This window comes from Mucilaginibacter sp. P4_E8 (assembly GCF_056401495.1).
In genome coordinates, this window is the sequence record NZ_JBFUJG010000078.1 from 1 (window position 1) to 24,522 (window position 24,522).

The window sequence follows — 24,522 nt, forward strand, 5'->3', positions numbered from 1 at the left end:
ATCCCAAACCATCAGGTTTGCTTGGGCCGGTTACACTTAGGCCTGTTAAATATTTACTTATAAAATAGCATTTATTGAGCTTTTATGCAGGAAAAGCGGTCATTTTGACCGCTTTTTTTTGTATCTGAACGGCCGTGAAGCAGGACGCTACAGGACGGTGTTCTTGAAATTAACTTTTATGTTCGTATACACAATTATAATCTGACTGCACCACACAGTTAAACCCCTAAAATTAATTTTATGAAAAGAATTTTTATTCATTCTTGTAAAATGCTATTGCTGTTGCTTTTATTTAACGCCACAGACATTCATAGCGCTTTTGCACAGCAACTCAGTATTACAGGTACCATTACTGATAGTAAGCATCTCCCAGTTGCTGCGGCTTCCGTTCAAATAAAAGGCACAAAATCAGGTACTACGGCCGATACAGATGGCAAGTACAGTATTAAAGCTACTGCAGGACAAGTATTAGTATTTAAATCAATTGGATTTGAGGTTAAAGAAGTTACTGTCGGCACTGGTACTGTGATTAATGTAAGTTTAGCAGAAGCCGAATCGCAATTAAATGAGGTAGTGGTTATTGGCTACGGGGCTCAAAAAAGAGCAAATGTTACCGGCGCCCAGGCTACTTTTAAAGCAGACAATTTGAATGAGCGCGCTATAACCCGTGTTGACCAGGCATTGGTAGGGCAAATGGCGGGTGTTAGTGTTAAACAAACAACTGGTGTACCCGGCAAGGCATTCAGCGTAAGTGTACGTGGTAATGGTTCAATAAGTGCCGGGAACGAGCCTTTATATGTAATAGATGGCTTTCCCTTATCAGTATCGCCGATAGGTAGTGGTGGCAGCTTTGGGTCAGGCAACCCGCTGGATAATATTAACCCGAATGATATTGAGGATATCCAGGTTTTAAAAGATGCCGCTGCGGCTGCTATTTACGGGTCAAGGGCATCAAACGGGGTTGTTTTGATCACTACAAAAAAGGGAAAATCGGGCAAGGCTAAAATTTCATACAGTGCTTATTACGGTTACAATGCCGCGAGCAAATATTTACCTATGCTTAACGGCGACCAATGGATAGACCGCGCAACTGAAATGATCAATGCGGCTTATGTACTTAAATATGGTGCACAGGGGGCAACAGCCAGTGACGACAACACAAAACGACAGGCACTTAACGGTGGTGCTTTCAGCTCMGCTTATATGCTTGATCCAAGATGGGCCATGCCTGGTCATCCGGGTTTGCAATACGTTGACTGGGAAAAAGCTATTGAGCAAAAAGGTGCTATGCAAAATCAGGCACTGAGCGCGAGTGGCGGCAATGAATTTGTAAATTATTTTATTTCAGGTAATTATGCTAATCAGGATGGATTTGTAAAAGGATTGGGATATAAAGCCTATTCTGCCAGAGCTAATGTAGAGGCACGTATTGCCAAGAATTTAAAACTGGGGTTAAACATAGCACCTACATACTCCATTTCTCAGGATCCGGGAGTAGAGGGTAAGGATAACATTTTTCACCAGGCAATCAGCTACAGCCCTATACAGGAAGATACGGTAGGCTTATACCCTAATGCTTTTAAAAACGGACAATACACCTGGGGTAACTCGGCCAACAGCCCTATAGCTAAATTAGAGAACAAAGTTGGGCAAACTAAAAAGTACCGTACACTGGGTAGCATATTTGCCGAATATGAAATTATAAAAGGATTGACATTAAGAAGTTCACTAAACCTTGATAACGTAGATAATGCATCAAATAGCTATACGCCCTATACTATTGCAGGTACGCTGACCAACAGGACATTTGACGCGGCTAAAAATACCAATCTTACTGCAAATACCTCCGGGTCATACAGCACTTTTAAAAGGCAAACATTTGTTAACGAGAATACGCTTAACTACAGTACAACATTTCATTCGGTACACAGCCTGAATATATTAGTAGGACAATCATACAATACCGATCGTTTAGATCAGTCAACACTATCGTCATTAGGCGGTTATGTAAACAGTTCGGTACAAACATTAAACGCGGCTGCTAACGTAACAGGTAATACAACCAGTACCAAAAGTGTTTTGGTGTCTTACTTTAGCCGTGTTCAGTACGGATATAAAGATAAATACCTGCTATCTGCAAGTTTACGTGAAGACGGTTCGTCACGCTTTGGGGTGAATACCAAATATGGTGTATTCCCGTCTGCATCTTTAGGCTGGCGAATTGTACAGGAAGATTTCATGAAAAAACTACCTGTTATCAGTGATTTAAAATTACGCTTCAGCTATGGTGTAAACGGAAACAATGCTATTCCAGACTACGGAAGTATTGAGCAGTTAGGTTCATACGGGTACGTGCTTGGAAATCCTCAGGCTTTGGCTATTGGCCAGGCCCCAAACAGTCTGGTGAATCCGGATATCCAATGGGAAAAATCTCAAACTTATGATCTCGGTCTCGACTTTGGTTTTTTTAGCAATCGCTTAACAGGATCATTTGATTATTTTAATAAGTTAAATACAAACTTATTGTTAAATGTTCCTATTCTTCAATCAACCGGTTTCAGTTCTCAATTGCGTAACGCGGGCTCCGTACGCAACATTGGTCAAGAGTTAGAGTTAACCAGCCGTAATTTAATTGGCAAGGTTCAATGGAGCACATCTATCAACATCAGTCATTACGCCAATAAAATCGTAAGCCTTTATGGTAACCAAAAACAAATCATCATCCCTAACTCATTTGATGTTTCTGATGCCATTTTACGCGTAGGTCAGCCATTAAATAGTATATATGTTGTGAAGCAAATAGGTTTCCTTACCCAGGCCGATATAGACAACCACGCGGCAATGTACAATACCGAAAGCGTTGGTGATCCTAAGTATCAGGATTTGAATGGAGATGGTGTAATAACCGAAGCTGATAAGCAAATTGTTGGTCATCCAAATCCTACTTATACCTGGGGTATCACCAATACGGTACGCTGGAAAGGTTTTGATTTGAGTGTTTTAGTGCAAGGCCAAAACGGAGGATCAATTTACTCTTTATTAGGCAGGGCTATCACCCGTACTGGTCAGGGTTTTACTGATAATGCCCCGGCATTCTATGACAAGCGCTGGAGATCACCAGATAATCAGGGTGACGGACGCGTTAGTAAAGCCTACTCAACATTTGGTTTTGTGGCCAATACCGACTGGTTGTATTCTTCAGATTATGTGAGGGTTAGGAATATTACTTTAGGTTATGATCTGAAAAACGTATTTAAAACAAAGGTTTTAGGAGCTGCACGACTTTATGTTACTGCCGAAAACTTCTTTGGTCATGATAAATATTATGGAGGTTTCAACCCGGAGGCTCAAAACACAGCAATTAGTTCGGACAGTAACTACCCTGAAGCCGGCGATTATGGTGGTTTACCACTGGCTAAATCATTAATCTTTGGGTTAAATGTTACATTTTAATTATTTCAACATAATCAACATGAAAAAGATATTTTTTCTATCAACTATATCAGCTGTTTTTTTGATGGCTTCCTGTAAAAAGGATTTAAATCAGGTGCCTATTTCTGTTCCGGCAACAGCTACTTTTTATAAAACACCAAGTGATTTTCTGCAGGCTTCTAACGCGGTTTATGCAGACCTGCATAATTACCCGGTAAGATTGGCCAACATGTCTGAGATACGGTCTGACAATATTTATGGGGTTTCGGTTACCGTTCGGGATTGGGATCCGGTAAATGACTTTTCACCGTCGTTGGCAGCAAACGCCTATGTGACCGAAGCCTGGAGTACCGATTTTAATGGCATTTTCAGAGCCAATACGCTGCTTGATCAGATCACAAAAAATGGCAGCAACGTTGGTTCAGCTACTTTAGCTACAAGACTGCAAGCCGAAGCAAAATTTCTGCGGGCGTTTTACTATTTTGATCTGGTTAGGTATTTTGGTCAGTTACCTGTTATTGATCATCCTTTAACCGTGCCTGAAGCAAACGCCACAGGCCGCAGTTCGGTAGCTGATGTTTATAAACAGATCATCGCAGACCTGCAATTTGCCGTTGGTAATTTGCCAACCACTTACTCTACAGGAGATCTCGGCCGGGCTACGAAGTATGCTGCAGAGGCTTTATTGGCACAGGTTTATATGGCTAGGTCCGGTCCCGATTATGGTATAAAAGGCCCTGGATTGGGGGTAAATGAATGGAAMCTTGCCTTGCCTTTGCTGCAGGATATTATTAGTAGCAATCAATTTACTTTTAACCCTACCTATAGCAACATATTCTCTTATACCAATCAAAGCCCCGCCGTTAATAAAGAGGCTGTTTTTGATGTAATGTATACCAGCGGCATAAGTGGTACAAGTGATCTTTACGGTGCTTCATTTCCATGGGTACTTACCCCGAATACTTATTTCTTATCTATTGGGGACAACAAATCAAACGGAAGCCTGGAAATAATTCCGGTATCAAACGATCTGGCGACCAGCTACGATGCTGCCGATGTACGTAAGGTACAGAACATTTATACAGCAGGTTACACGAATGCCGGTACCACAGAAATTCGTCCTTTTTTCAAAAAGTGGCTTGATATTACTAAAATTCCTGTTGCCAGCCGTTTTGACTGGGGAATTAACTTTATTGCCATCAGGTTCACTGATATTTTAATGCTTAAAGCAGAGTGTATATTGCATGGTGCTACAGGTTCGCAAGCTGATGTTGATGCTATTGTTAACCAGGTGAGGACAAGGGCGGGATTGCCATCTGTAACAGGGGTTACGCTTGCCCAGTTATTTGACGAGCGCCGCAGGGAGTTTGCTAATGAAGGTTCTCGCTGGTTCGACCTGCAAAGGAGCGGCAATTTGCTGACTATCATGAACGCCTGGATCGCCAAGGAAGATGCACAAAAGGCTATCAAACCGGTTATAGCCAATTACATCATTTACCCGGTACCGCAAACACAATTGGATGCCACTCCCGGGCTATACTCGCAAAACCCTGGATATTGATCCTGAATATTATAAAAAGAATGGCTTATTCCGCTGTTATTTCAGTGGGATAAGCCATTAAAGAACAATCTACCTATGAAATTAACATACTGCTCTGTTTTACTTTTATTTATTACTATAAATTCCGTTAGTGGCCAAACTAACCTGGATTGGACAAAAAAGGTTGGCGCTAAACATTATCCCCAAAAAACAACCACCTTGTATGTAAACGATAACGGAGCGGTTAACGATGGCAAAACCATAAACACGGCTGCTATACAAAAAACCATAGACCAATGTTCGGCAAAAGGTGGTGGTATAGTTTCGTTTAAACCTGGTAAATATTTAACAGGGTCGATATTTATTAAGAAAAACGTTTGCCTGAATATTGATCAGGGTGTAGAACTCATGGGCAGCCAGGATCTGAAAGATTACCCTGAAATTGACACCCGTGTGGCCGGTATTGAAATGAAATGGCCCGCGGCTTTGATCAATATCATCGGGCAAACTAATGTGGCCATTAGTGGTAAAGGTTTGGTGAACGCGCAGGGTAAACCTTTTTGGGATATTTACCGCAAAATGCGTTCGGAGTATGATCCAAAAGGCTTGCGTTGGATTGTAGATTATGATGCTAAACGCCCTCGTACACTGCTGGTTTCCAACTCCACCGATATTACCATTAAGGATATTACCCTGCAACAAGCCGGTTTCTGGACAGTGCAATTGTTGTATTCAAAACAGATTACAGTTGATGGCATCACCATTCGTAACAATGTTGACGGCCACGGGCCCTCAACTGATGGCATAGATATAGATTCATCCAGCTGGATTTTGGTACAGAACTGCGATATTGATTGTAATGATGATGATTTTTGCCTTAAAGCAGGCCGGGATTGGGATGGTTTGAGGGTGAACAGGCCTACCGAATATGTGGTGATACGCAAATGCATATCAAGGGCCGGTGCAGGGTTGATTACCTGTGGCAGCGAAACATCGGGCGGTATCAGGCATGTGCTGGCTACTGATCTGATTGGTAATGGCACCAGTAATGGGCTCAATATTAAATCGGCCATAACCAGGGGCGGCACGGTAGAGGATATTCACTTTACCAATATCACCATGAATGGTGTTGGGACTGCCTTTCAGATCACCATGAACTGGAACCCTAGCTATAGTTACTCCAAACTACCTGATGGTTATAATTTAGATAGCCTGCCTGACCATTGGAAAAAAATACTGCACCAGGTGGAACCCACCGAAAAGGGCATCCCGCATTTTAAAGATATCTATATTTCTAATGTTAAAGTGACCGGCGCCAAAAAGGCTATTAATGCCATAGGGCTGAAAGGGTCGGCCATGCAGAATTTTCATTTTGACCAGGTGAATATTGAAGCCGCTACCGCAGGTGATATACAGTTTGCGCAGGGGTGGGAGTGGAAAAACTCACAGATCACCACTAAAGACAATACTAAACTTGATTTAAATAATGCCGGGGGCGGTCAATAATAAATATTAAGGCCTAAAAATAAACCAAATTTCAGATAACCATGAAGCTATTGAAAATTACGCTGGTCTTACTTATAACTGCCTTTGCGGGCCTGGCCTTTGTTTATCAGCAAAAACCGACTATTTATTTGATCGGGGATTCAACAACACATAACAGCGATAAGGAAACATGGGGTTGGGGCAGTATCATTCCAAACTATTTTGACCTTTCAAAGATCAGTATCCAAAATCATGCGATGGCAGGCCGCAGTACGCGTACTTTTATCAAAGAAGGCCGCTGGAACAAAGTTGATTCATTACTAAAACCCGGCGATTATGTGATGATGGTATTCGGCCATAATGAAGGCAGCCAACCCGATACCACAAAAAAAGGATACCGTGGTGTATTGAAAGGTACTGGCGAAGAAACTGTAGAGCTGACCTGGCCTAATGGAGTAAAGGAAACGGTACATACCTATGGCTGGTATTTTCGCAAATTTATCAGGGAAACCAAAGCTAAGGGTGCTACGCCGGTTGTATTATCGATGATCCCTCGTAATGAATTTCGTGATGGTAAGGTGATCCGTGCAGATAATGATTATGGTAAATGGGCACAGGAAGTAGCGCAGCAGGAAGGAGCGATTTTTATTGATATGAACCGGATCACTGCAGATAAGTATGATAAATGGGGTGCCGACTCGGTAAAGAAATTCTTCCCCGCCGATCATACGCATACCAATAAAACAGGAGCAACCATAAATGCCGAATCTGTCGCGGAGGGTATCAGGGCTAATCCCAAAAATCCTTTAAATAAATATCTTAAAAACTAATAGGTAAGCTATTATGAAAAACTTTATGCGTAAAAATGCAGGGCTAAGCTTTTTGCTGATAACGGTGATCATGTTATCATCTTTCATATTAATAAAACCTGCTGATAAACCAACTTTTTATCTGATTGGCGATTCAACCGTAAAGAATGGTAAAGGCAAAGGCGACGGCGGCTTGTGGGGTTGGGGCAATTATATTGCTGCCTATTTTGATACAACAAGAATAGCCGTTGAAAATGATGCATTAGGCGGCACCAGCAGTCGCACTTTCCAAACTATGGGCCTGTGGGACAAGGTGCTGACCAAGGTTAAACCTGGCGACTTTGTGATCATGCAATTTGGCCATAATGATAGCAGCCCATTGGCTGATACCGCCCGTGCGCGCGGAACCATTAAGGGTATTGGCAATGAACAGCAGGAAATATACAATCCCATCAGAAAAATACAGGAGGTGGTACATACCTACGGCTGGTATATGCGCAAATATATTGCCGATGTGAAGGCAAAAGGCGCAACACCAATTATCTGTTCGCCTATTCCGCGCAATACATGGAAAGAGGGTAAATCAGCCGGTCGTAACAATGAAAACAGTTACGGACAATGGGCTAAGGAAATAGGTGAGCAAACCGGTACATATTTCGTCGACCTGAACAAGTTGATAGCTGATGATTATGATGCCGAGGGCGAAGCGAAAGTGAAATCAACGTACTTTGGTACCGATGCTACCCACACGCTTGAACCCGGAGCGCAGTTAAATGCAAAGTTTGTAATTCAAGGTATCAGATCATTCACTCAACTGGAACTGAATAAATATTTAAAGTAAAGGCAGGGGTTCAATAAATGCGTAAGTTTTAGATGATGAAAAGAAGAGATTTTATTGAGCAGTTAGGTATGGTTTCGGCAATGGCATTATTGCCGGGCTTCGCATTTGGCGCAGAAAAGAACGACCATGTTTCCACCTTCGCCAAAAAACTGAAACCTGTAGGCCGTGCACTGGAAATGGATGGCTATTACGTTTGGTGCAACAGCCCGATTGAAGGACCGGACGGCAAGATCCATGTGTTTTTTTCCAGATGGATAGCGTCAAAAAAAATGGGCGGATGGATCAACGGGTCCGAAATATGCCATGCTGTAGCAGATACGCCTGAAAGTGAATTTAAATTTATGGGAACCATTCTTGCTCCGCGAGGACCGGGATATTGGGATGCTACTACCTGTCATAACCCCTCAATAAAAAAAGTAGATGGCAAATACTGCCTGTTTTTTATGGGGAACTCTAATGGTAAAACCAATACCAAGCGCATTGGATTGGCAACTGCCGATTCTCTTGATGGCCCCTGGACACGCCCTGACGAACCTTTATTATTGCCGGGAAAGGAAGGGGCATGGGACGACCATTGTACCACTAACCCGGCATTCATAAAACATCCTAATGGGCAATACTGGCTGTTCTATAAATCGTGGAACACCAAAGAATATGAAACCTCAACCGATCCCCTGGTAAAGGGAAACCGCAAATATGGTCTGGCCATATCCAATAAACTGGAGGGGCCTTATATAAAATATGAAGGTAACCCCGTGATAGATTTTTCGGGCCGTGGGAACAATGCCCAGCTGGAGGACGCTTTTGTTTGGCTTGATAAAGGCCGTTTTAAGATGCTGGCCCGGGATATGGGTGTGTTTAACCACCAATATGGTTTGTATATGGAGTCAAGAACCGGTAAAAAATGGAACGAGCCTGAAATAGCCTATTTTAATGCGGAATATTACCATATCAACCAACCGCCTCCACCCAAATACCTGAACAAATATGGACGCTTTGAAAGGCCGCAACTCTTGTTTCAAAACGGGAAGCCAACTTACCTGTTCACAACCTCACAGGGGGGCAAGTATATGACGGCTTCACCCTTTATATTTAAAATAGAATCATAACAACCGAACATGAAGAAATTACTGCCTGTATATTTTATAATTTTTATCTGTGCATGGCCGGTTATTGTAAAGGCGCAAACCAAAATAGACCGCAAGGTATTGGTGCAAAGACATAATGTGGTCAATACAGGTACAGATACTTTATCATCACTATCGGTTGGCAATGGCCGTTTTGCTTTTACGGTTGATGCTACGGGCTTGCAAACTTTCCCGGAGCATTATGATAATGGCATTCCGTTGGGTACACAATCTGAATGGGGCTGGCACAGTTTTAAGGATACTGTGGGTTATAAATTTGATGAAACATTAAAAACCTACACACTTAACGGCCGCAAGGTTACCTACTCAGTACAATGGAACCAAGCCGGACGTAATAAAAATGCGGCTAACTGGTTCCGTGAAAATGTGCACCGCCTGCAATTGGGCAACCTCGGTTTTATATTATTGCGTAAAGATGGAACCGAGGCAAACATAAATGATATTCAAAATATCCGTCAGGAACTTGATCTTTATACAGGGGCTATCAACAGTTCCTTTACGTTTGAGGACGAGATAGTGCATGTACAAACCTATGCGCATCAACAACAGGATTTGGTAGGTGTAAAAGTACAATCCAAATTATTAGCTGAAGGCAGGCTTAAAGTAAGGTTGCGTTTTCCATTTCCTACCAACCAGTTTACTGATTATGGTGATAACTGGAAAAAACCACAAAAGCATTCTTCAGCTATCGTTTCATCCGGTCAGCAGCAGGCAACTATTATCCATCGTTTAGATACTAACCAATACTTTGTGCGTCTGGCCTGGCAGGGTATGGCATCAGTTAAAAATATGGGTACTCATCAATTTGTTTTATCCCCGCAGGGCAAAACGGATCTGTTAACATTTACCTGTTTATTTACCCCACACAAAAATGCAACGGCTTTACCCAACTTTACCCAAACGCAGGCAAACAGTATAGGGCAATGGAAAGCTTTCTGGCAAAGCGGAGGCGCGGTTGATTTTAGCGGCAGCACAGATCCGCGCGCCAATGAACTGGAACGGCGGGTGGTGTTATCTCAATATTTAACCAAAATACAATGTTCTGGTCATCAACCGCCGCAGGAAACAGGCTTGACTTACAACAGCTGGTACGGTAAACCTCACCTTGAAATGCACTGGTGGCATGGCATTCACTTTGCACTTTGGGGCAGGGAGCAATTGTTAGAGAACAGCATGGATTGGTACCATCATGTTAAGGCTAACGCGCACGCTATAGCTAAAAGGCAAGGATATGACGGCGTACGCTGGCAAAAAATGACCGATCCTGACGGTAATGAAAGCCCATCATCGGTAGGGGCTTTCCTGATATGGCAACAGCCGCATTTTATTTATTTTGCTGAGTTAGATTACCGTGCTCACCCCAATAAACAAACCTTAAATAAATATAAGGATCTGGTACTGGCAGATGCCGATTTTATGGCCTCATTCCCAACTTACGATAAGGAGCATGACCGTTATATTTTAGGTAAAGGCATTATCCTGGCTCAGGAACGGTATAACCCCGAAGAAACTTATAATCCTACCTATGAGCTGCAATACTGGCGCTGGGCGCTTAATACTGCCCAACAATGGCGCAAACGCCTGGGTATGCAACCTAATGAAAAGTATGCGCTTATCCTGAAGAAATTATCAAGCCTGCCCCAAAAAGATGGTGTTTACCTGGCTGCGGAAAGTTCGCCGGATGCCTATACCAATCCGAAATTAAAAACAGATCATCCGGCGGTTTTGGCTGCCTATGGTATGCTGCCTTACAATAATAAACTGGATACTGTGGTCATGAAAAAAACCTTTGACCTGGTATGGGATATATGGGATTGGAAAGATACCTGGGGTTGGGATTTCCCGATGACAGCCATGACCGCTGCCCGTTTAAATATGCCCGAAAAAGCCATCGATGCTTTGTTTATGCCTATAAAAACCAATACTTACCTGCCCAACGGCCATAATTACCAGGATGGGCGCTTACGCCTGTACCTGCCGGGTAATGGCGGACTACTGGCTGCTGTTGCCATGATGTGTGCCGGGTGGGATGGTTCAACCACTGCCAATCCGGGTTTCCCAAAGAATGGCAAATGGAAAGTAAGGTGGGAAGGCCTTAAAAAGATGCCTTAGTTTTTAATGTAATATATTGATTATTAAATAAATGTGGATATTATATAAACCTACAATATGAACAAACTATTTGCAAGGATAAAAACAATACTGTGCACAGGAGCAGTATTAGGCATAGTAAACGGTGTACATGCGCAGCTTCCATCAAAAAGTAAAGTGCTGGCCGATATTACTTTAGCCAACAGCTATTTTATGCAAAAATGGCCGGATGCCGGTTCTGCCGTTACTGTAAAAGGTACTACGCGTACCAGTAACTTGTGGACACGGGCGGTTTATTACGAGGGCCTGATGGCGATGTATAAAATAGATCCGCAGAAAAAATATTATGACTATGCGGTTGATTGGGGCGAAAAACACCAATGGAGCCCGCGTGGAGAGGTTAGCACCCGGAATGCGGATAATCAATGCTGTGGCCAAACTTATATAGATCTGTATTTGATAGATAAAAAGCCGGAACGTATTGAAAAGATAAAGCAATCTATAGACCTTATGGTAAACAGCGAAAAACAAGACGATTGGAACTGGATTGATGCGCTGCAAATGGCCATGCCGGTATATGCCAAACTTGGTGAGATCTACAATGACGATAAGTATTACGAAAAGATGTTCGCCATTTATAACTATACTAAAACTGTTCATGGCGGAAAGGGCCTGTATAACACCAATGATCATCTTTGGTGGCGCGATAAGGACTTTGTGCCTCCTTACAAAGAGCCTAATGGTGCAGATTGTTACTGGGCGCGCGGTAATGGTTGGGTAGTGGCCGCCATGCTGCGTGTTTTGGAAGTGATGCCTAAAAATGCTCCACATCGTGATGAATACTTAAATGTTTATAAAGAAATGATTGAAGCCCTGGTACCGCTGCAACGCACGGATGGTTATTGGAACGTAAGCTTAAAAGACTCCACCCATTTTGGTGGGAAAGAGTTGTCGGGTACAGCGCTGTTCACTTATGGTATGGCCTGGGGCATTAACCATGGCATCCTGAAAAAGAAAACTTATTTACCAATAATTACCAAAGCCTGGAATGCCATGTCGGCTGAGTGCTTGCACAAAGACGGTATGCTGGGGTTTGTACAGGGAACCGGCAAAGAGCCCAAAGACGGGCAGCCTGTTGGTTATGATAATGTGCCCGATTTTGAAGATTATGGTTTGGGTTGTTTCCTGTTGGCGGGTAGCGAAGTTTATAAATTGAGTAAATAATGAGGAAGGTTACGCTGTTTCTTACGCTTGTTTTATTGCTTGCGGTAAACGCATTTGCCCAAACGGGTATTGGCGGTAACAAGTCGGGATATAAAAAACAAGGCAATACGCTATATTTTAAAAATGTTAATGGCGATGTACAAATTGAATTTTGTTCGCCTGCTATGTTCCGTGTAAGGGCAAGCTGGAGCCGTAAGTTTGCGCCTGATGAGCATTTAATGCAGGAAAACTATAACTGGCCTGCAGTAGATTATAAGGTAACTGATGCTAAATCTGCCTATGTTATTCAAACATCGGCATTAATTATTACGGTTATTAAATCTCCTTTTATCATCAATGTGTCTGATGCTAAAGGCGTGATGTTGTCATCTGAATATGTGCCGAATAGCAAACAAAATGGTGGCATGCACCATATAGGTGATACGGTGCTGTGTACCAAAGATCTGATGCCAAATGAACATTTTTTTGGTTTTGGCGAGCGCATGGATTTTACCGACCAGCGTAATAAACTGGTAAAACTGAATGTGGGCAGGGGCAAAAGCAAAAACAATTTGCTGGGTGCGTATAATATTAATGAAGCCAACTATAGCCCGGTACCATTTTTTATGAGCACCAGAGGATATGGCATTTATCTGCATAACTCATCTGCTACAGCATGGGATATGGGCAGCAAAAACAATGATGAATACAGCTTTAAAGCAAATGATGGTGAGCTGGATTATTACTTTATTTATGGCCCAACATTTCCGTCAATATTAAACAGTTATCTATCTGTTACAGGTAAATCGCCCTTATTACCACGTTTTGCATTTGGTTTGCACATGGGTACTTATAGCGGTGGCACCTGGGGCCACGAAGAACTTACCTCAGATAAATATGTGATTGAATTGGCACGCAAGATGCGCGAAATGGGTATCCCTGTTGATATTCTGTTCCTGGATTCTACCTGGCGTTTGTTTGGTAAAAACGGGGGCAAGGGAGCTACAACTTTTGAATGGCGCGAAACATTTAAAAACCCCAAAGCCATGTTCGACAGCCTATACGCTATGAACTTTAAAATGGTAGGATTGCATATTCGGCCACGGTTTGATAACGCCAAAAATCTGAATCTGCTTGATCAGGCGCAAGCCAAAGGTTTTACGTATCCCGAAAATGGAAAACCGGGCGAGTTTGTCAATTTTTTTGATCAGCAGGCTACCAACTGGTGGTGGGATAATAGCGTAATGAAAGTGGCATCCATCGGGGCCAAATTCCTGAAAACAGATGAAGGCAGCGCCTTTGGTTCATTAGCTAATGAAAGCGAAAAGGTGGGCCCTACGGGTAAAGTGATTGAGCAATTACATAATGTTTTCCCTATCGCTTATGCTAAAGCTCCCTATTTAAAGTTCCAGGAATATAATGGTATCCGTGGCCTTAACCAAACCCGCGAAGGCTATTCGGGCATACAACGCTATCCATATATTTTTGCTGGCGACTGGCCCAGCGAATGGCAATATTTTGCACCGGTTATAAAAGCGGGCTTAAATATAGGCATGTCGGGCGTAGGGTATTGGGCACATTGCATGGGTGGTTTTGAACATGCCGCTGATCCGGAGTTATATATGCGCTGGGTACAATTCGGTATGTTTAGTCCGGTTGCTATGGTGTTCGGAATGGATCATCCGGGATATAAAGAACCCTGGAATTATGGAGCCGAAGCTTTGGCCAATTTTAAAAAATATGATGATCTGCGTTACCGGCTGATCCCTTATATTTACAGCAATGCTTATGTTCAGTACCAAACGGGGATGCCGTTGATGCGTGCCCTTGTGCTGGAGTATCAGGATGACCCGAATACGTATGATATAGCCGATCAATACTTATTTGGTGATAACATGATGGTTTGCCCGGTAACTGTAAAAGGTGCGCAAACACGTACCATATATTTACCTGCCGGTGTTTGGTTTGACTATTGGACAGGTAAAAAATATAACGGAAAACAGTATATCCATGTATTAACACCTGCAGACCAGCTGCCGCTTTTTGTAAAAGGTGGCAGTATTATCCCGATGCAACCAGCTATGAAATATATGGATGAAAAACCGGTGGATGTGATCACACTGGATATATTTCCGCAGCAGGCATCTGAATTTAAGCTGTATGAGGATGATGGCATTAGCCTGAAATATCAGCAAGGTGAAAAAGCGACCACCCAAATTACTGTAAATGTGGCCAGTGGTTTGGAGTTACAAATTAAAAAGCCTGCAGGCAGCTATATTCCTTCGCCGCACATATATTTGGCTAAAATACATTGGAATAGCGATAAGGAGCCAACCTTAATTACAGAAAATAATGAGGTTGTAAAAACGGTAAACAGTACAGACGCATTAAACAAAACTGTCGGCTGGTATTATGATAAAACAGCTCATTTACTTTGGATAAAAACAACCCATAGCAATCGTGAGGACATTGCCCTCAATATAAAATAGTTTAAGTTCTATATTCTGTATGAAAAAATTAGTGTTACTGTTATTGCTATCGCTGGTTTATAAAGCCGGTGTTCAGGCTCAAACTAATGAGGTGTATATGTTCTGTTATTTTAAAGATAACGGGCAGGATGGTTTACATCTGGCTTACAGTAATGACGGTATGCAGTGGAATGCCTTAAAAGGCGATAGCTCTTTTTTAACACCTATGGTTTCAAATGACAAGCTAATGCGCGATCCATGTATCATCCGCGGGGCAGATGGTTTATTTCATATGGTTTGGACGGATAGCTGGACAGATAAAGGCATTGGTTATGCCAGTTCGCCCGATCTGCTGCATTGGTCAGCGCAGCAGCAACTACCCGTTATGGCCAAGGAGGCAGGAGCCCGTAACTGCTGGGCGCCGGAAATTACTTATGACGCGTCATCAAAAACATACATGATCTACTGGGCTACTACTATTGCTGGGCGCTTCCCACTGGTTGATAGCGCTGCCGAGAGTAAATACAATCACCGGATCTATTATATCACCACTAAGGATTTTAAAACTTATAGTCCCACACGTTTGCTGTTTGATCCGGGTTTTAATAGTATCGATGCCACTATAGTACCCTATGGTAAACGCTTTATGATGGTTTTTAAAGATGAAACCCTGCATCCGGTACAAAAAAATATTAAAATAGCCTATGCCGATAAACTGACAGGACCCTATTCAAAACCCGGGGGACCTATCACAGGTAATTATTGGGCAGAAGGGCCAACAACACTGCGCATTGGTAATCAATGGATAATTTATTTTGATAAATACCGGGATCATCAATATGGTGCCATCACATCAACCGATTTAAAGCAATGGACTGATATATCTGAACAGATAAAAATGCCAAAAGGTATCAGGCATGGCACTGTTTTTAAAATCACCAAACAGGAGTTTTCTAAATTAACCGGCAAATAAGCCTGATCTGTTTATTCACCTTTATAGCTACCCTATGAAAAAAGTACTCAGCGTTGTCATTCTGTTAACTGCAATAAGTAATTTCTTATTCGCTCAAAATAAGTCGACCCAAAAGCGGCCAAACATCATTATTATTCTGGCCGATGATATGGGCTATTCTGATATTGGTTGTTTTGGTGCAGAAACACAAACCCCCAACCTTGATGCCTTAGCTAAAGGCGGACTGCGCATGACCCAGTTTTACAATGCATCGCGCTGTTGCCCAACCCGTGCGTCGCTGCTTACAGGGCTTTATCAGCACCAGGCCGGCGTGGGCGATATGGTAAATCATCGTGATGTGCCGGCTTACCAGGGTTATCTCAATCAAAACTGTGTAACCATTGCCGAAGCGCTTAAGGATGGAGGATATAATACACTAATGGCAGGTAAATGGCATGTAGGCACCGACCCGGCTCATTGGCCTGTTAAACGCGGATTTGATCATTATTTTGGTTTAATTGATGGAGCAAGCAGCTATTTTAACCCCACTATGCCTTATCGCCCAAATCAAAAACTAACCATAGCGCTGGATGATAAGGAATTTACGCCGGGATCAAATTGGTATTCAACAAATGCTTATGCCGATTACGCCATTAAGTTTATTGATGGTAATAAACAAACCAACAAGCCCTTTTTCTTATACATGGCTTTTACAAGTCCACATTGGCCAATTCAGGCGCTGCCCGAGGATATTGCCAAATACAAGGGCAAGTACATGAAAGGATGGGATAAGCTTAGGGAGGAGCGCCTTGCACGTCAAAAACAAATGGGCATTATCAATAAGGATGAACAGCTTTCGCCAAGAGACAAAAGTGTACCTGAATGGGATAGCCTGACGCAGGAAGAAAAAGAGCGCTTTGATACTAAAATGGCAGTATATGCCGCCATGGTTGACCGTATGGATCAGAACATAGGCCGAATCAGGGAAAAATTAAAGGAGTTAGGCGAGGATAAAAATACAGTGATCATGTTTTTATCAGACAACGGAGCAAGTAACGAAAGTATTAAAGGCCCCGGTTTTACACCCGAAGTATTGGCTGCCAACAATAAACCGGCAAGTGATCCGACTTCGTTTACGGCCTATGAAGCATTGGGCGCTAATGTAAGCGATACTCCGTTCCGTTTATTTAAACACTGGGAGTACGAGGGCGGAACAGCCACCCCTTTTATAGCATATTATCCGGGTGTTATTCAACCCGGCTCCATAGTTAACAAGCCTGCACATATTATTGATCTGATGGCCACTTGTTTAGATCTGGCAAAGGTGTCATACCCTAAAGTTTACCACGGCAATACCATAACACCAACAGAAGGGATCAGCCTGGTCCCGGTATTTAAGGGGCAAAAATGGGAAGGGCATAGCGGGCTGTTTTTTGAACATGAAGGTAATCGTGCAGTAAGGCAGGGCGATTGGAAATTGGTTTCTCAACGACCTGACAATAAATGGGAGCTTTATAACATCAGCACTGATCGATCTGAATTAAATGATCTGAGCGCCAAATATCCGCAAAAAGTTACTGAACTTACCGCAATGTATAATGCCTGGGCCGCGCGGGCGGGCGTGGTTGAGTTTGATAAGTTAGGAAAATCAAAAGGCGAATAACTTTTAAGTGAGAGCTTAATGTGAGGCCATTTATATATATTTGGTTTCAGGTTAGGTTTAAAGATCTTATTTGTTCCATAACATTAAGCCCATAGCGTTTTGCGGTAAAGCTACCTGGGTGCACGGTTCCAAAAAATTACATTTAAAGTTTATATAATTTCTCCAAAATATAAAGTTTTGCTCATGAAACATTTATTTTTAATAGTTATATCATGTAGTTTGTTTGTCTGTTTAGTTCAGGCAAAGCCGGCTTACTTAAAGGATGTTATCGTACCTAAGAAGAATCAGATTAAAGCTCCTGTTAAGCCTCTTCCACGTATTGCTATAGCTGGCCTTGGAATAGAATCAAGTACATTTTCGCCGGCACTTACAGACGAAGCCGCCTTTCATGCAAAATATAGTGGAGACGTTTTTTCATTATACCCATTCTTCTCCATTGATTCGCCTCTTCGTAATAAAGCTGTATGGATTCCAACTATTGTTGGCAAATCGCTGCCTGGGGGAGCGGTTACACGGCAAGCCTACGAATCGCTTGTCAACAAAACACTCGATTCACTTAAAAAACATGGGCCTTACGATGGTCTGTTTTTCGATATTCATGGTGCTATGAGTGTTGTAGGGCTTGATGATCCCGAGGGGGATTTTATTGTAAGGATCAGAAAGGTAGTTGGTAAAAAAACAATTATTTCCACTTCAATGGATTTGCACGGCAACGTTTCGTGGCGTTTGGCAGAAAACACTGATCTGATAACTTGTTACAGGATGGCGCCTCATGAAGATGCGATGCAAACAAAACAACGGGCCGTGGCGAATTTGATTGAACGTATTGAAAGCGGAAAAGGAAAACCTGCTTACAAAGCCTGGATACCAATACCTGTATTATTGCCAGGCGAAAAAACAAGTACCAGAATAGAGCCAGGTAAAAGTATTTATAAAGCGGTTGCACCTGCTGCCGCGCAAAAAGGAATTATAGATGCAGCCATATGGATAGGGTATGCCTGGGCCGACGAACCACGTAATCATGCTGTTGTTATGGTTACAGGCGATGATAAAGAAACGGTAACGCGTACTGCTGAGCAATTAGCACACAGGTTTTGGGATGCAAGGTCGGCTTTTGAATTTGTAGCGCCTACCGGCACCTTAAGTGAATGCCTGAACAAAGCGTTGGCAAGCCAAAAGCATCCTTTCTATATCAGTGATTCCGGGGATAATCCTACGGCTGGTGGAGCTGGTGACGCAACCTGGACATTGACGCAGCTACTTGCCCGCCCCGAACTAAAAGCTGATAATGGCCCCTCACTGATCTATGCTTCTATCCCCGGGCCAGAACTGGTAAAAAAGGCCATAGCTGCAGGTGTTGGAGGGCGGGTAGAAGGCTATGCCGGTGCAACGGTAGATGCACGTTATGCCCCTCCGGTAAAGATCTCCGGAACTGTAGAAGCAGTAGTACATGGGGATAAGGACGCTGAAGTTGAAGTGGTTGTTAGGGTAGGAAGTGTACACATTATAGTTACACAGAAACGGAAGCCATATCACAAGGAAATTGATTTTACCAGATTGGGCCTTAACCCCAGAAAGGCCGACATTGTGGTAGTAAAAATTGGTTACCTGGAACCCGAACTTTATGCCATGCGGGCAGACTGGCTGCTGGCATTAACACCCGGAGGTGTAGATCAAAATATAGAGCGTTTACCATATCATAGAATCCTGCGCCCTATGTTTCCTTTGGATAAAAAGATGGCGGATCCGGATCTTTCGGCCAAGATAGTTCCTTCATCTGACCAATTATAACACTTATTACAGCCTATGCGAAATTTTATTTTCCGATAATCAAAACGTCCTGGAAGAAAACTCCCGGTATTTCTTTCCAATTTCCCGGATAGTACCGGATTATCTTGAGGCCAGCGGCTTTTAACAACTGTTCAATCCCCTGTGACGTTACTCCAATCACATCTTCCGGATTTTTCGCGTGAATAGTTGTATACCAATTTTTAGAATTATAGGCTGGAACATCAAATATCCACTCTTTCTGATTTGTTGAATGGAATCTTCCCAAAGCGTCGCTTCTCCTTTTAAGAGACTCTTCATACTCATCGTTCAGCAAGAAAAAAGTAATGATGGCTTTTCCGTCATTTTTTAAAACCCGACTGATTTCTTTAAAGTAAAAGACTGCGTCAGTTTCATTTAAATGAGTCCAGACAGAGAGTGCAGTTACCAGATCCTGTGATTCATCTGCAACTGGCCATGGCTGCAATAGAGAAGATTGTGTTTTGGCGTAAGTAGGGTTTGATACATTTAGATGAATAAAAGAATACCCTGCCTGATAGTGCTCTTTGCAAAATTCAATATCTTTAATCATAACATCGATACCAGTATATCCTCCGCCTTCGGCAATAAATGGCTGAGAAGACATCCCAAGCAATCCGGTTCCGCAGCCAATATCCAAAATGTTATTCCCTGTTTTTTTTTCTAAAGTTTGATAAATCAAAGTTTGGAAAATCCCGATAACATGTGCCCATTCGGCATAGGAAGTTTTTCCTCCTCTTCGGTTGTCAAAATCTGGAATATGTTGAATATTGTTTGTCCTTCTGATATGTTCTCTGTCAATTTTGCGAAACGAATTGTCTAACCACCGAAAAAATCTATTCTTCATACAATCAATATTAAGGATAAGCATACACTGATAATTCATTAAAATTATCCTTTACTACCAGGTGTTGAAGCTAATAAATTAACCAGGATGACTTGTGAACGTTGGCTATATTTCCTGTATAAATATTGTTACAGCGACCGATTGTTGAGTTAAATCTTGTTATTAAACGCTTCAATACATTTATTGGCCGAATATTTACCTTGTTCAACCATTTCCTCTGCTTTGTAAAAATCATAGGCGCTGCAACAGTCGCGTGATATATTGATCAGGATATCAGGCGAATATTTTTCCAGGGCCAGTTGTGTTGTGTGGTAGGTTATTAAACTAATGGTCTTATTGATGACGTCAAAATATCCAAATTTTTCTTTCTGGCGGGAGGGCCGGATCTTGGATAATTGTCTGTAAAAATCCCTGATCTTTTGTTGATAAATAGATTGTTTGATCGCTTTTTTATTTTCAGGAACCAGCGGTTTATCAACGGGTATTAAAGCATTCGCGTTAACTACTACGAGTATATCACCCGGAGATCTTTTAACATGCTCAATAGGAAGGTTGTTAATAATGCCACCATCAACAAGTAAGCCATCTCCCGACTTCACCGGCGTAAAAACAGTTGGAATAGCAATTGATGCCCTTATGGCATCGTAAATACTTCCACTGGTAAAAACTACTTCTTTTTTATTAATGATATCGGCAGCTATAGCTGCGTAAGGTATTCTTAAATCTTCAATATTCGCATCCGAGATGAACGCTTTCATGGTATTGAATAGTTTGTCGCCCTTAACTAAGCCCTGTGATCTAAAGGTAAAATCAATAAGGCTAAAAGCCTTTAGCTTATCCAGTGTAAAGAGCCAGTCTTTATACGCTGGCATTTGCCCTAAAGCATATACTCCTCCAACAACAGCGCCCATTGATGTTCCTGCAACAGCCGTTATATCAAATCCCTGTCTTTCCAATTCTTCGATCACACCAATATGTGCAATGCCCCTGGCGCCTCCGCCGGACAATACTAACGATACTTTTTGTTTCATCTAATAAATAGCGGTTTTATTTGTTGCTCATGATTGCATTAAATTTATACTGTAAAGGCACATGAGCTTACAATGGAGTAAAAGTTACGATAAAAATGCAATAAATGATATTTCAGACATTCAGCATGATCAACCTGGTTAACAACTGTTTATTGAACGATTTTGTTTTCATGGTGCATTTACCCTCGACAGGGGGCATTGAATAGATTATTTAGTTTGCGATAGGGAGAATCTTAGTACAATCAATGCTTTAAAATGAGCTGAGTTTCAGTTATCAGGGCTTGCATTAGCTCGGTAGCTTTGGTATGTTTCAAACTAACTGCGCTTTGTCCCGACCAAAAATTGATCATATCTGTTTTGCCCTGGGCAATAGCCGCGGCTCTTAGTGGCCCCATTAGCCGGGTTTGCAAAGGGAAGGGCAGCACCTCGGTTTCATACTTAATTTCTTCAGAAATGCGGTTGCGGATCATCCTGCCCATACGGCCGGTTAGTGATTTAGAAAGCACGGTATATTTGGATTCATCAGATAAAAGGGCGGCTTTGTGAACAGGTGTTGCGTTTGATTCGTCGGTAATTAAAAACGCTGTTCCTAACTGAACCGCGTCGGCACCCAAAGTTAACGCGGCTGCAATTCCCTTACCATCAGCAATGCCACCTGCAGCAATAACAGGTGTTTTTATTTTGGCCTTCAGCTGCTGTATGAGGGAGAAGGTTCCGGTTAAGGAATCATGTGCCGGCCTGAGGAACGAGGGACGGTGGCCGCCGGCCTCAAACCCGGCTGCAACAATGGCATCAACCTTTGCTTCTTCCAAAGCTAAGGCCTCATCAAGCGTAGTAGCTGCGCCAATAGTTTTAATCCCAAGTCTGCGGGCCTCGTCAAGTATCTCCTTTGACGGAATACCAAATATAAAACTGAACACCGCGGGCCTGATCTCAAACAGGACTTCAACCTGTTTTACGAATTTTGAAGGGATATTTGTATCCAGTTCAGGCAGTGGGATGCTCAGCTCATCAAAGTAAGGTTTAAACAGGGCTTTTACTTTTTCCAGGCTTTCGGCCGAATAATTAGTTAAGCGTTCGTCAACGTCCGAAACCCAAAGGTTAATGTTATAGGGCTTATTTGTTTGTTCCTTAATGGCTTTATCTGCTTCCAGTATCTGCTCTGGTGTAAGCGTATAAGCTCCTAAACTTCCCAACCCGCCGGCGTTTGATACAGCAGCCAAAAGTTGTGGGGTTGAGAAACCACCGCCCATAGGCCCTAAAAGGATGGGATATTGTATGCCAAAAAGCGCGGTTATTTTAGTTTGGTTCCACATGGCTTTAAACCTTTACATTGGTTAGTAATTTATTAACAATGACCCATTTTTCATCGATTTTATTCAGGGAAAGGAGATCGTAGTAATTAAAGTCAAACATAGGTACACGTGCTTTAACAATGGCAATGGAATTGATAATTTCTATGGATAATATTTCCATGCGGAATGTTTCGTTCAGCTCACGCGGGCTTTTTCTGTTCTTAACCCCGTCAATATATTGGTCAAGGCTTTTAAAATACGGCTGGCCGTTAATATCGCCAATTACCAGTGCCTGCGGGTGGAATGTACTGCGAAGCAGTTCTGCATCCCCATTAAAAATACCTTCAAAGTAAGTTAATAATACGGCTGCTACAGCTGTTGCATTATCTGAATAATTGTTCATCTTTTTTCTTTTTATGGTAATAAGGTATGCACCGGGCATGGTGCCCTTTGCATACCTGTTTGTTATTTACCTTGGTTTATCCGGCTATTATGCGATGTGGTGACCAGAAACATGACCGCCATCTAAATTGATGATCTCGCCGGTCACAAAATTACTGCTTGCCAGGTAAAGGGCCAACTCGGCAACATCCTGTGTTTCGCCAATGCGGTTAAGTAAATGCAGACCGGCAAGGCTATCCGCATTGCTAACCCCGGTTTTAGCCTGCAGCGGGCTCCTGATAATGCCCGGTGCTATGGCGTTTACACGAATATTGTTTTTACCAAACTCGGTAGCCAGCTGCCTGGTTAAAGCGTGAATGCCGCCCTTGCTTGAAATAGGCGCGGTAGCTGGAAAACCACCAATGGCATGGTCAACCAGTACCGTTCCTATGTTAATGATCGAACCTTCGCCTTGTTTCAGCATCTGTTTAATAGCTGCCTGGCTGGTGAAATAAGTGCCTTTTAGGTTGATATTTAAAAAACTGTCGAGATGGGCTTCATCAACATCTAAAAAAGGTTTGGGTTCAAATATACCGGCATTGTTTACCAGTACATCTACAGTGCCAAAGCGTGTTACAGCTGTATTAACCAATTGCTGGCCTGTGGCTGGGCGGCTAATGTCGCCGGTAACCATAGCCAACTGGTCGTGATGACCCAGTTCGTTAAAGGTTGCCTTTAAATTTTCTTCGTTAGACGAGTTAATGACCACGTTATGGCCGTGTTGTAAAAATAAACCAGCGATGGCCTTGCCAATGCCTGTTGATGCGCCGGTTACTATAATGGTTTGTGTTTTCATGATCTTGTTTATAAATTGTTATTTAAATTATCTTTTAGCTGTTATCCCCTTTTCGCGGAGCACGGATACCTGTTCGCCTGCATAGCCCCAGTCATCCAGTTCAATTTCCTGTATTACCACGTGGGTGAGTTTTGGGTCTTTATCCAATACTTCAGTGATGAGTTTGGTTACTCCTGCAATCAGGGTTTGTTTTTGTTCGCGGGTAACACCTTCGCGGGTTACCTCTATTTTTACGTATGGCATGGCTTTAAATTTAAAGGGTAGCTGATGCGGTTAATTGAACGTCGAGTTCAAATTCATTGTAGATGAGTGTATCGCCCAGGTTGGTAAAAAAGTTACCTGAACGGAACTTCATATCATATTTGGTGCGGTCAACAATGATCTTGCCCGATGCGGTTATTTGATCAGGAGATACCTGTACATCGGCCGGAAAGCTTAACGGGTGTGTAATACCTTTGATGGTCAGGTTGCCGGTAATCAAATGATCGCCGTCCTTTACCTGGTCTATACGGGTAATGTCAAATGAGGCTGCCGGAAATTGATCTGTCGCGAAAAAATCTGCAGAAAACAGGTGACCTGCAAATTGGGCGTTGGTATCCGGATCAGTAATATCCAGTATTTTTATGGAGGTTGTGTCAATAACAAAATTCCCGCCGCTAAGCTGACCGTTATTC

Annotated in this window: 19 protein-coding genes; 12 read left to right on the top strand and 7 right to left on the bottom strand. The window is 42.6% G+C overall.

The annotated features are described in order from the left end of the window. Window positions 1-240: 240 nt before the first annotated feature. From AC1DRQ_RS21350 to AC1DRQ_RS21405, 12 genes are all read left to right on the top strand, one after another. Window positions 241-3,453: a SusC/RagA family TonB-linked outer membrane protein gene (locus AC1DRQ_RS21350; RefSeq protein WP_477426740.1), complete on the top strand. Its 3,213-nt coding sequence runs from the start codon at window positions 241-243 to the stop codon at window positions 3,451-3,453. Between the two features lie 19 nt (window positions 3,454-3,472). Beyond that, window positions 3,473-4,993 carry a RagB/SusD family nutrient uptake outer membrane protein gene (locus tag AC1DRQ_RS21355; protein WP_477426741.1) on the top strand — a complete coding sequence of 507 codons (1,521 nt, stop codon included), beginning with the start codon at window positions 3,473-3,475 and terminating at the stop codon, window positions 4,991-4,993. A gap of 75 nt (window positions 4,994-5,068) precedes the next feature. Continuing rightward, on the top strand, window positions 5,069-6,478 hold the full coding sequence (locus AC1DRQ_RS21360; protein WP_477426742.1) for a glycoside hydrolase family 28 protein: 1,410 nt from the start codon (window positions 5,069-5,071) through the stop codon (window positions 6,476-6,478). A 41-nt stretch (window positions 6,479-6,519) separates the two neighbouring features. Continuing rightward, window positions 6,520-7,287, top strand: a complete 768-nt coding sequence (locus AC1DRQ_RS21365) for a rhamnogalacturonan acetylesterase (RefSeq protein ID WP_477426743.1) — start codon at window positions 6,520-6,522, stop codon at window positions 7,285-7,287. A 13-nt stretch (window positions 7,288-7,300) separates the two neighbouring features. Beyond that, on the top strand, window positions 7,301-8,107 hold the full coding sequence (locus AC1DRQ_RS21370) for a rhamnogalacturonan acetylesterase (protein WP_477426744.1): 807 nt from the start codon (window positions 7,301-7,303) through the stop codon (window positions 8,105-8,107). Window positions 8,108-8,139: 32 nt separating this feature from the next. Next, window positions 8,140-9,216, top strand: coding sequence for a glycoside hydrolase family protein (locus AC1DRQ_RS21375; protein WP_477426745.1), 1,077 nt, complete (start codon window positions 8,140-8,142; stop codon window positions 9,214-9,216). Between the two features lie 9 nt (window positions 9,217-9,225). Continuing rightward, entirely contained in the window at window positions 9,226-11,367 is a 2,142-nt protein-coding gene (locus tag AC1DRQ_RS21380) for a hypothetical protein (RefSeq protein ID WP_477426746.1), read from the top strand. Window positions 11,368-11,424: 57 nt separating this feature from the next. Beyond that, entirely contained in the window at window positions 11,425-12,570 is a 1,146-nt protein-coding gene (locus AC1DRQ_RS21385; protein WP_477426747.1) for a glycoside hydrolase family 88/105 protein, read from the top strand. Further along, complete coding sequence (locus tag AC1DRQ_RS21390; RefSeq protein ID WP_477426748.1) at window positions 12,570-15,038, top strand: glycoside hydrolase family 31 protein; 2,469 nt, start codon at window positions 12,570-12,572, stop codon at window positions 15,036-15,038. Before AC1DRQ_RS21385 ends, AC1DRQ_RS21390 begins: the two co-directional genes overlap by 1 nt. Window positions 15,039-15,057: 19 nt before the next feature. Then, window positions 15,058-15,990: a glycoside hydrolase family 43 protein gene (locus AC1DRQ_RS21395; RefSeq protein ID WP_477426749.1), complete on the top strand. Its 933-nt coding sequence runs from the start codon at window positions 15,058-15,060 to the stop codon at window positions 15,988-15,990. Between the two features lie 34 nt (window positions 15,991-16,024). Further along, window positions 16,025-17,632: an arylsulfatase gene (locus AC1DRQ_RS21400; protein WP_477426750.1), complete on the top strand. Its 1,608-nt coding sequence runs from the start codon at window positions 16,025-16,027 to the stop codon at window positions 17,630-17,632. A 183-nt stretch (window positions 17,633-17,815) separates the two neighbouring features. Continuing rightward, a complete protein-coding gene (locus AC1DRQ_RS21405; protein ID WP_477426751.1) occupies window positions 17,816-19,423 on the top strand; it encodes a M81 family metallopeptidase in 1,608 nt (535 codons plus the stop codon). 25 nt (window positions 19,424-19,448) lie between these two features. Here the strand turns inward: AC1DRQ_RS21405 and AC1DRQ_RS21410 are convergent, their stop codons facing one another. From AC1DRQ_RS21410 to AC1DRQ_RS21440, 7 genes are all read right to left on the bottom strand, one after another. Next, entirely contained in the window at window positions 19,449-20,285 is an 837-nt protein-coding gene (locus AC1DRQ_RS21410; protein WP_477426752.1) for a class I SAM-dependent methyltransferase, read from the bottom strand. Between the two features lie 149 nt (window positions 20,286-20,434). Then, window positions 20,435-21,316 (bottom strand): patatin-like phospholipase family protein, encoded by an 882-nt coding sequence (locus AC1DRQ_RS21415; RefSeq protein ID WP_477426753.1) that lies wholly within the window; start codon window positions 21,314-21,316, stop codon window positions 20,435-20,437. A 242-nt stretch (window positions 21,317-21,558) separates the two neighbouring features. After that, entirely contained in the window at window positions 21,559-22,632 is a 1,074-nt protein-coding gene (locus AC1DRQ_RS21420; RefSeq protein ID WP_477426754.1) for an NAD(P)H-dependent flavin oxidoreductase, read from the bottom strand. Between the two features lie 4 nt (window positions 22,633-22,636). Next, window positions 22,637-23,014: a nuclear transport factor 2 family protein gene (locus tag AC1DRQ_RS21425; protein ID WP_477426755.1), complete on the bottom strand. Its 378-nt coding sequence runs from the start codon at window positions 23,012-23,014 to the stop codon at window positions 22,637-22,639. Window positions 23,015-23,101: 87 nt separating this feature from the next. Beyond that, on the bottom strand, window positions 23,102-23,848 hold the full coding sequence (locus tag AC1DRQ_RS21430) for an SDR family NAD(P)-dependent oxidoreductase (RefSeq protein WP_477426756.1): 747 nt from the start codon (window positions 23,846-23,848) through the stop codon (window positions 23,102-23,104). A 27-nt stretch (window positions 23,849-23,875) separates the two neighbouring features. Further along, window positions 23,876-24,091, bottom strand: a complete 216-nt coding sequence (locus AC1DRQ_RS21435; RefSeq protein WP_256540892.1) for a tautomerase family protein — start codon at window positions 24,089-24,091, stop codon at window positions 23,876-23,878. Window positions 24,092-24,101: 10 nt separating this feature from the next. Then, window positions 24,102-24,522: YceI family protein (locus AC1DRQ_RS21440; RefSeq protein WP_477426757.1), on the bottom strand; the 421-nt coding region annotated here is incomplete at its 5' end.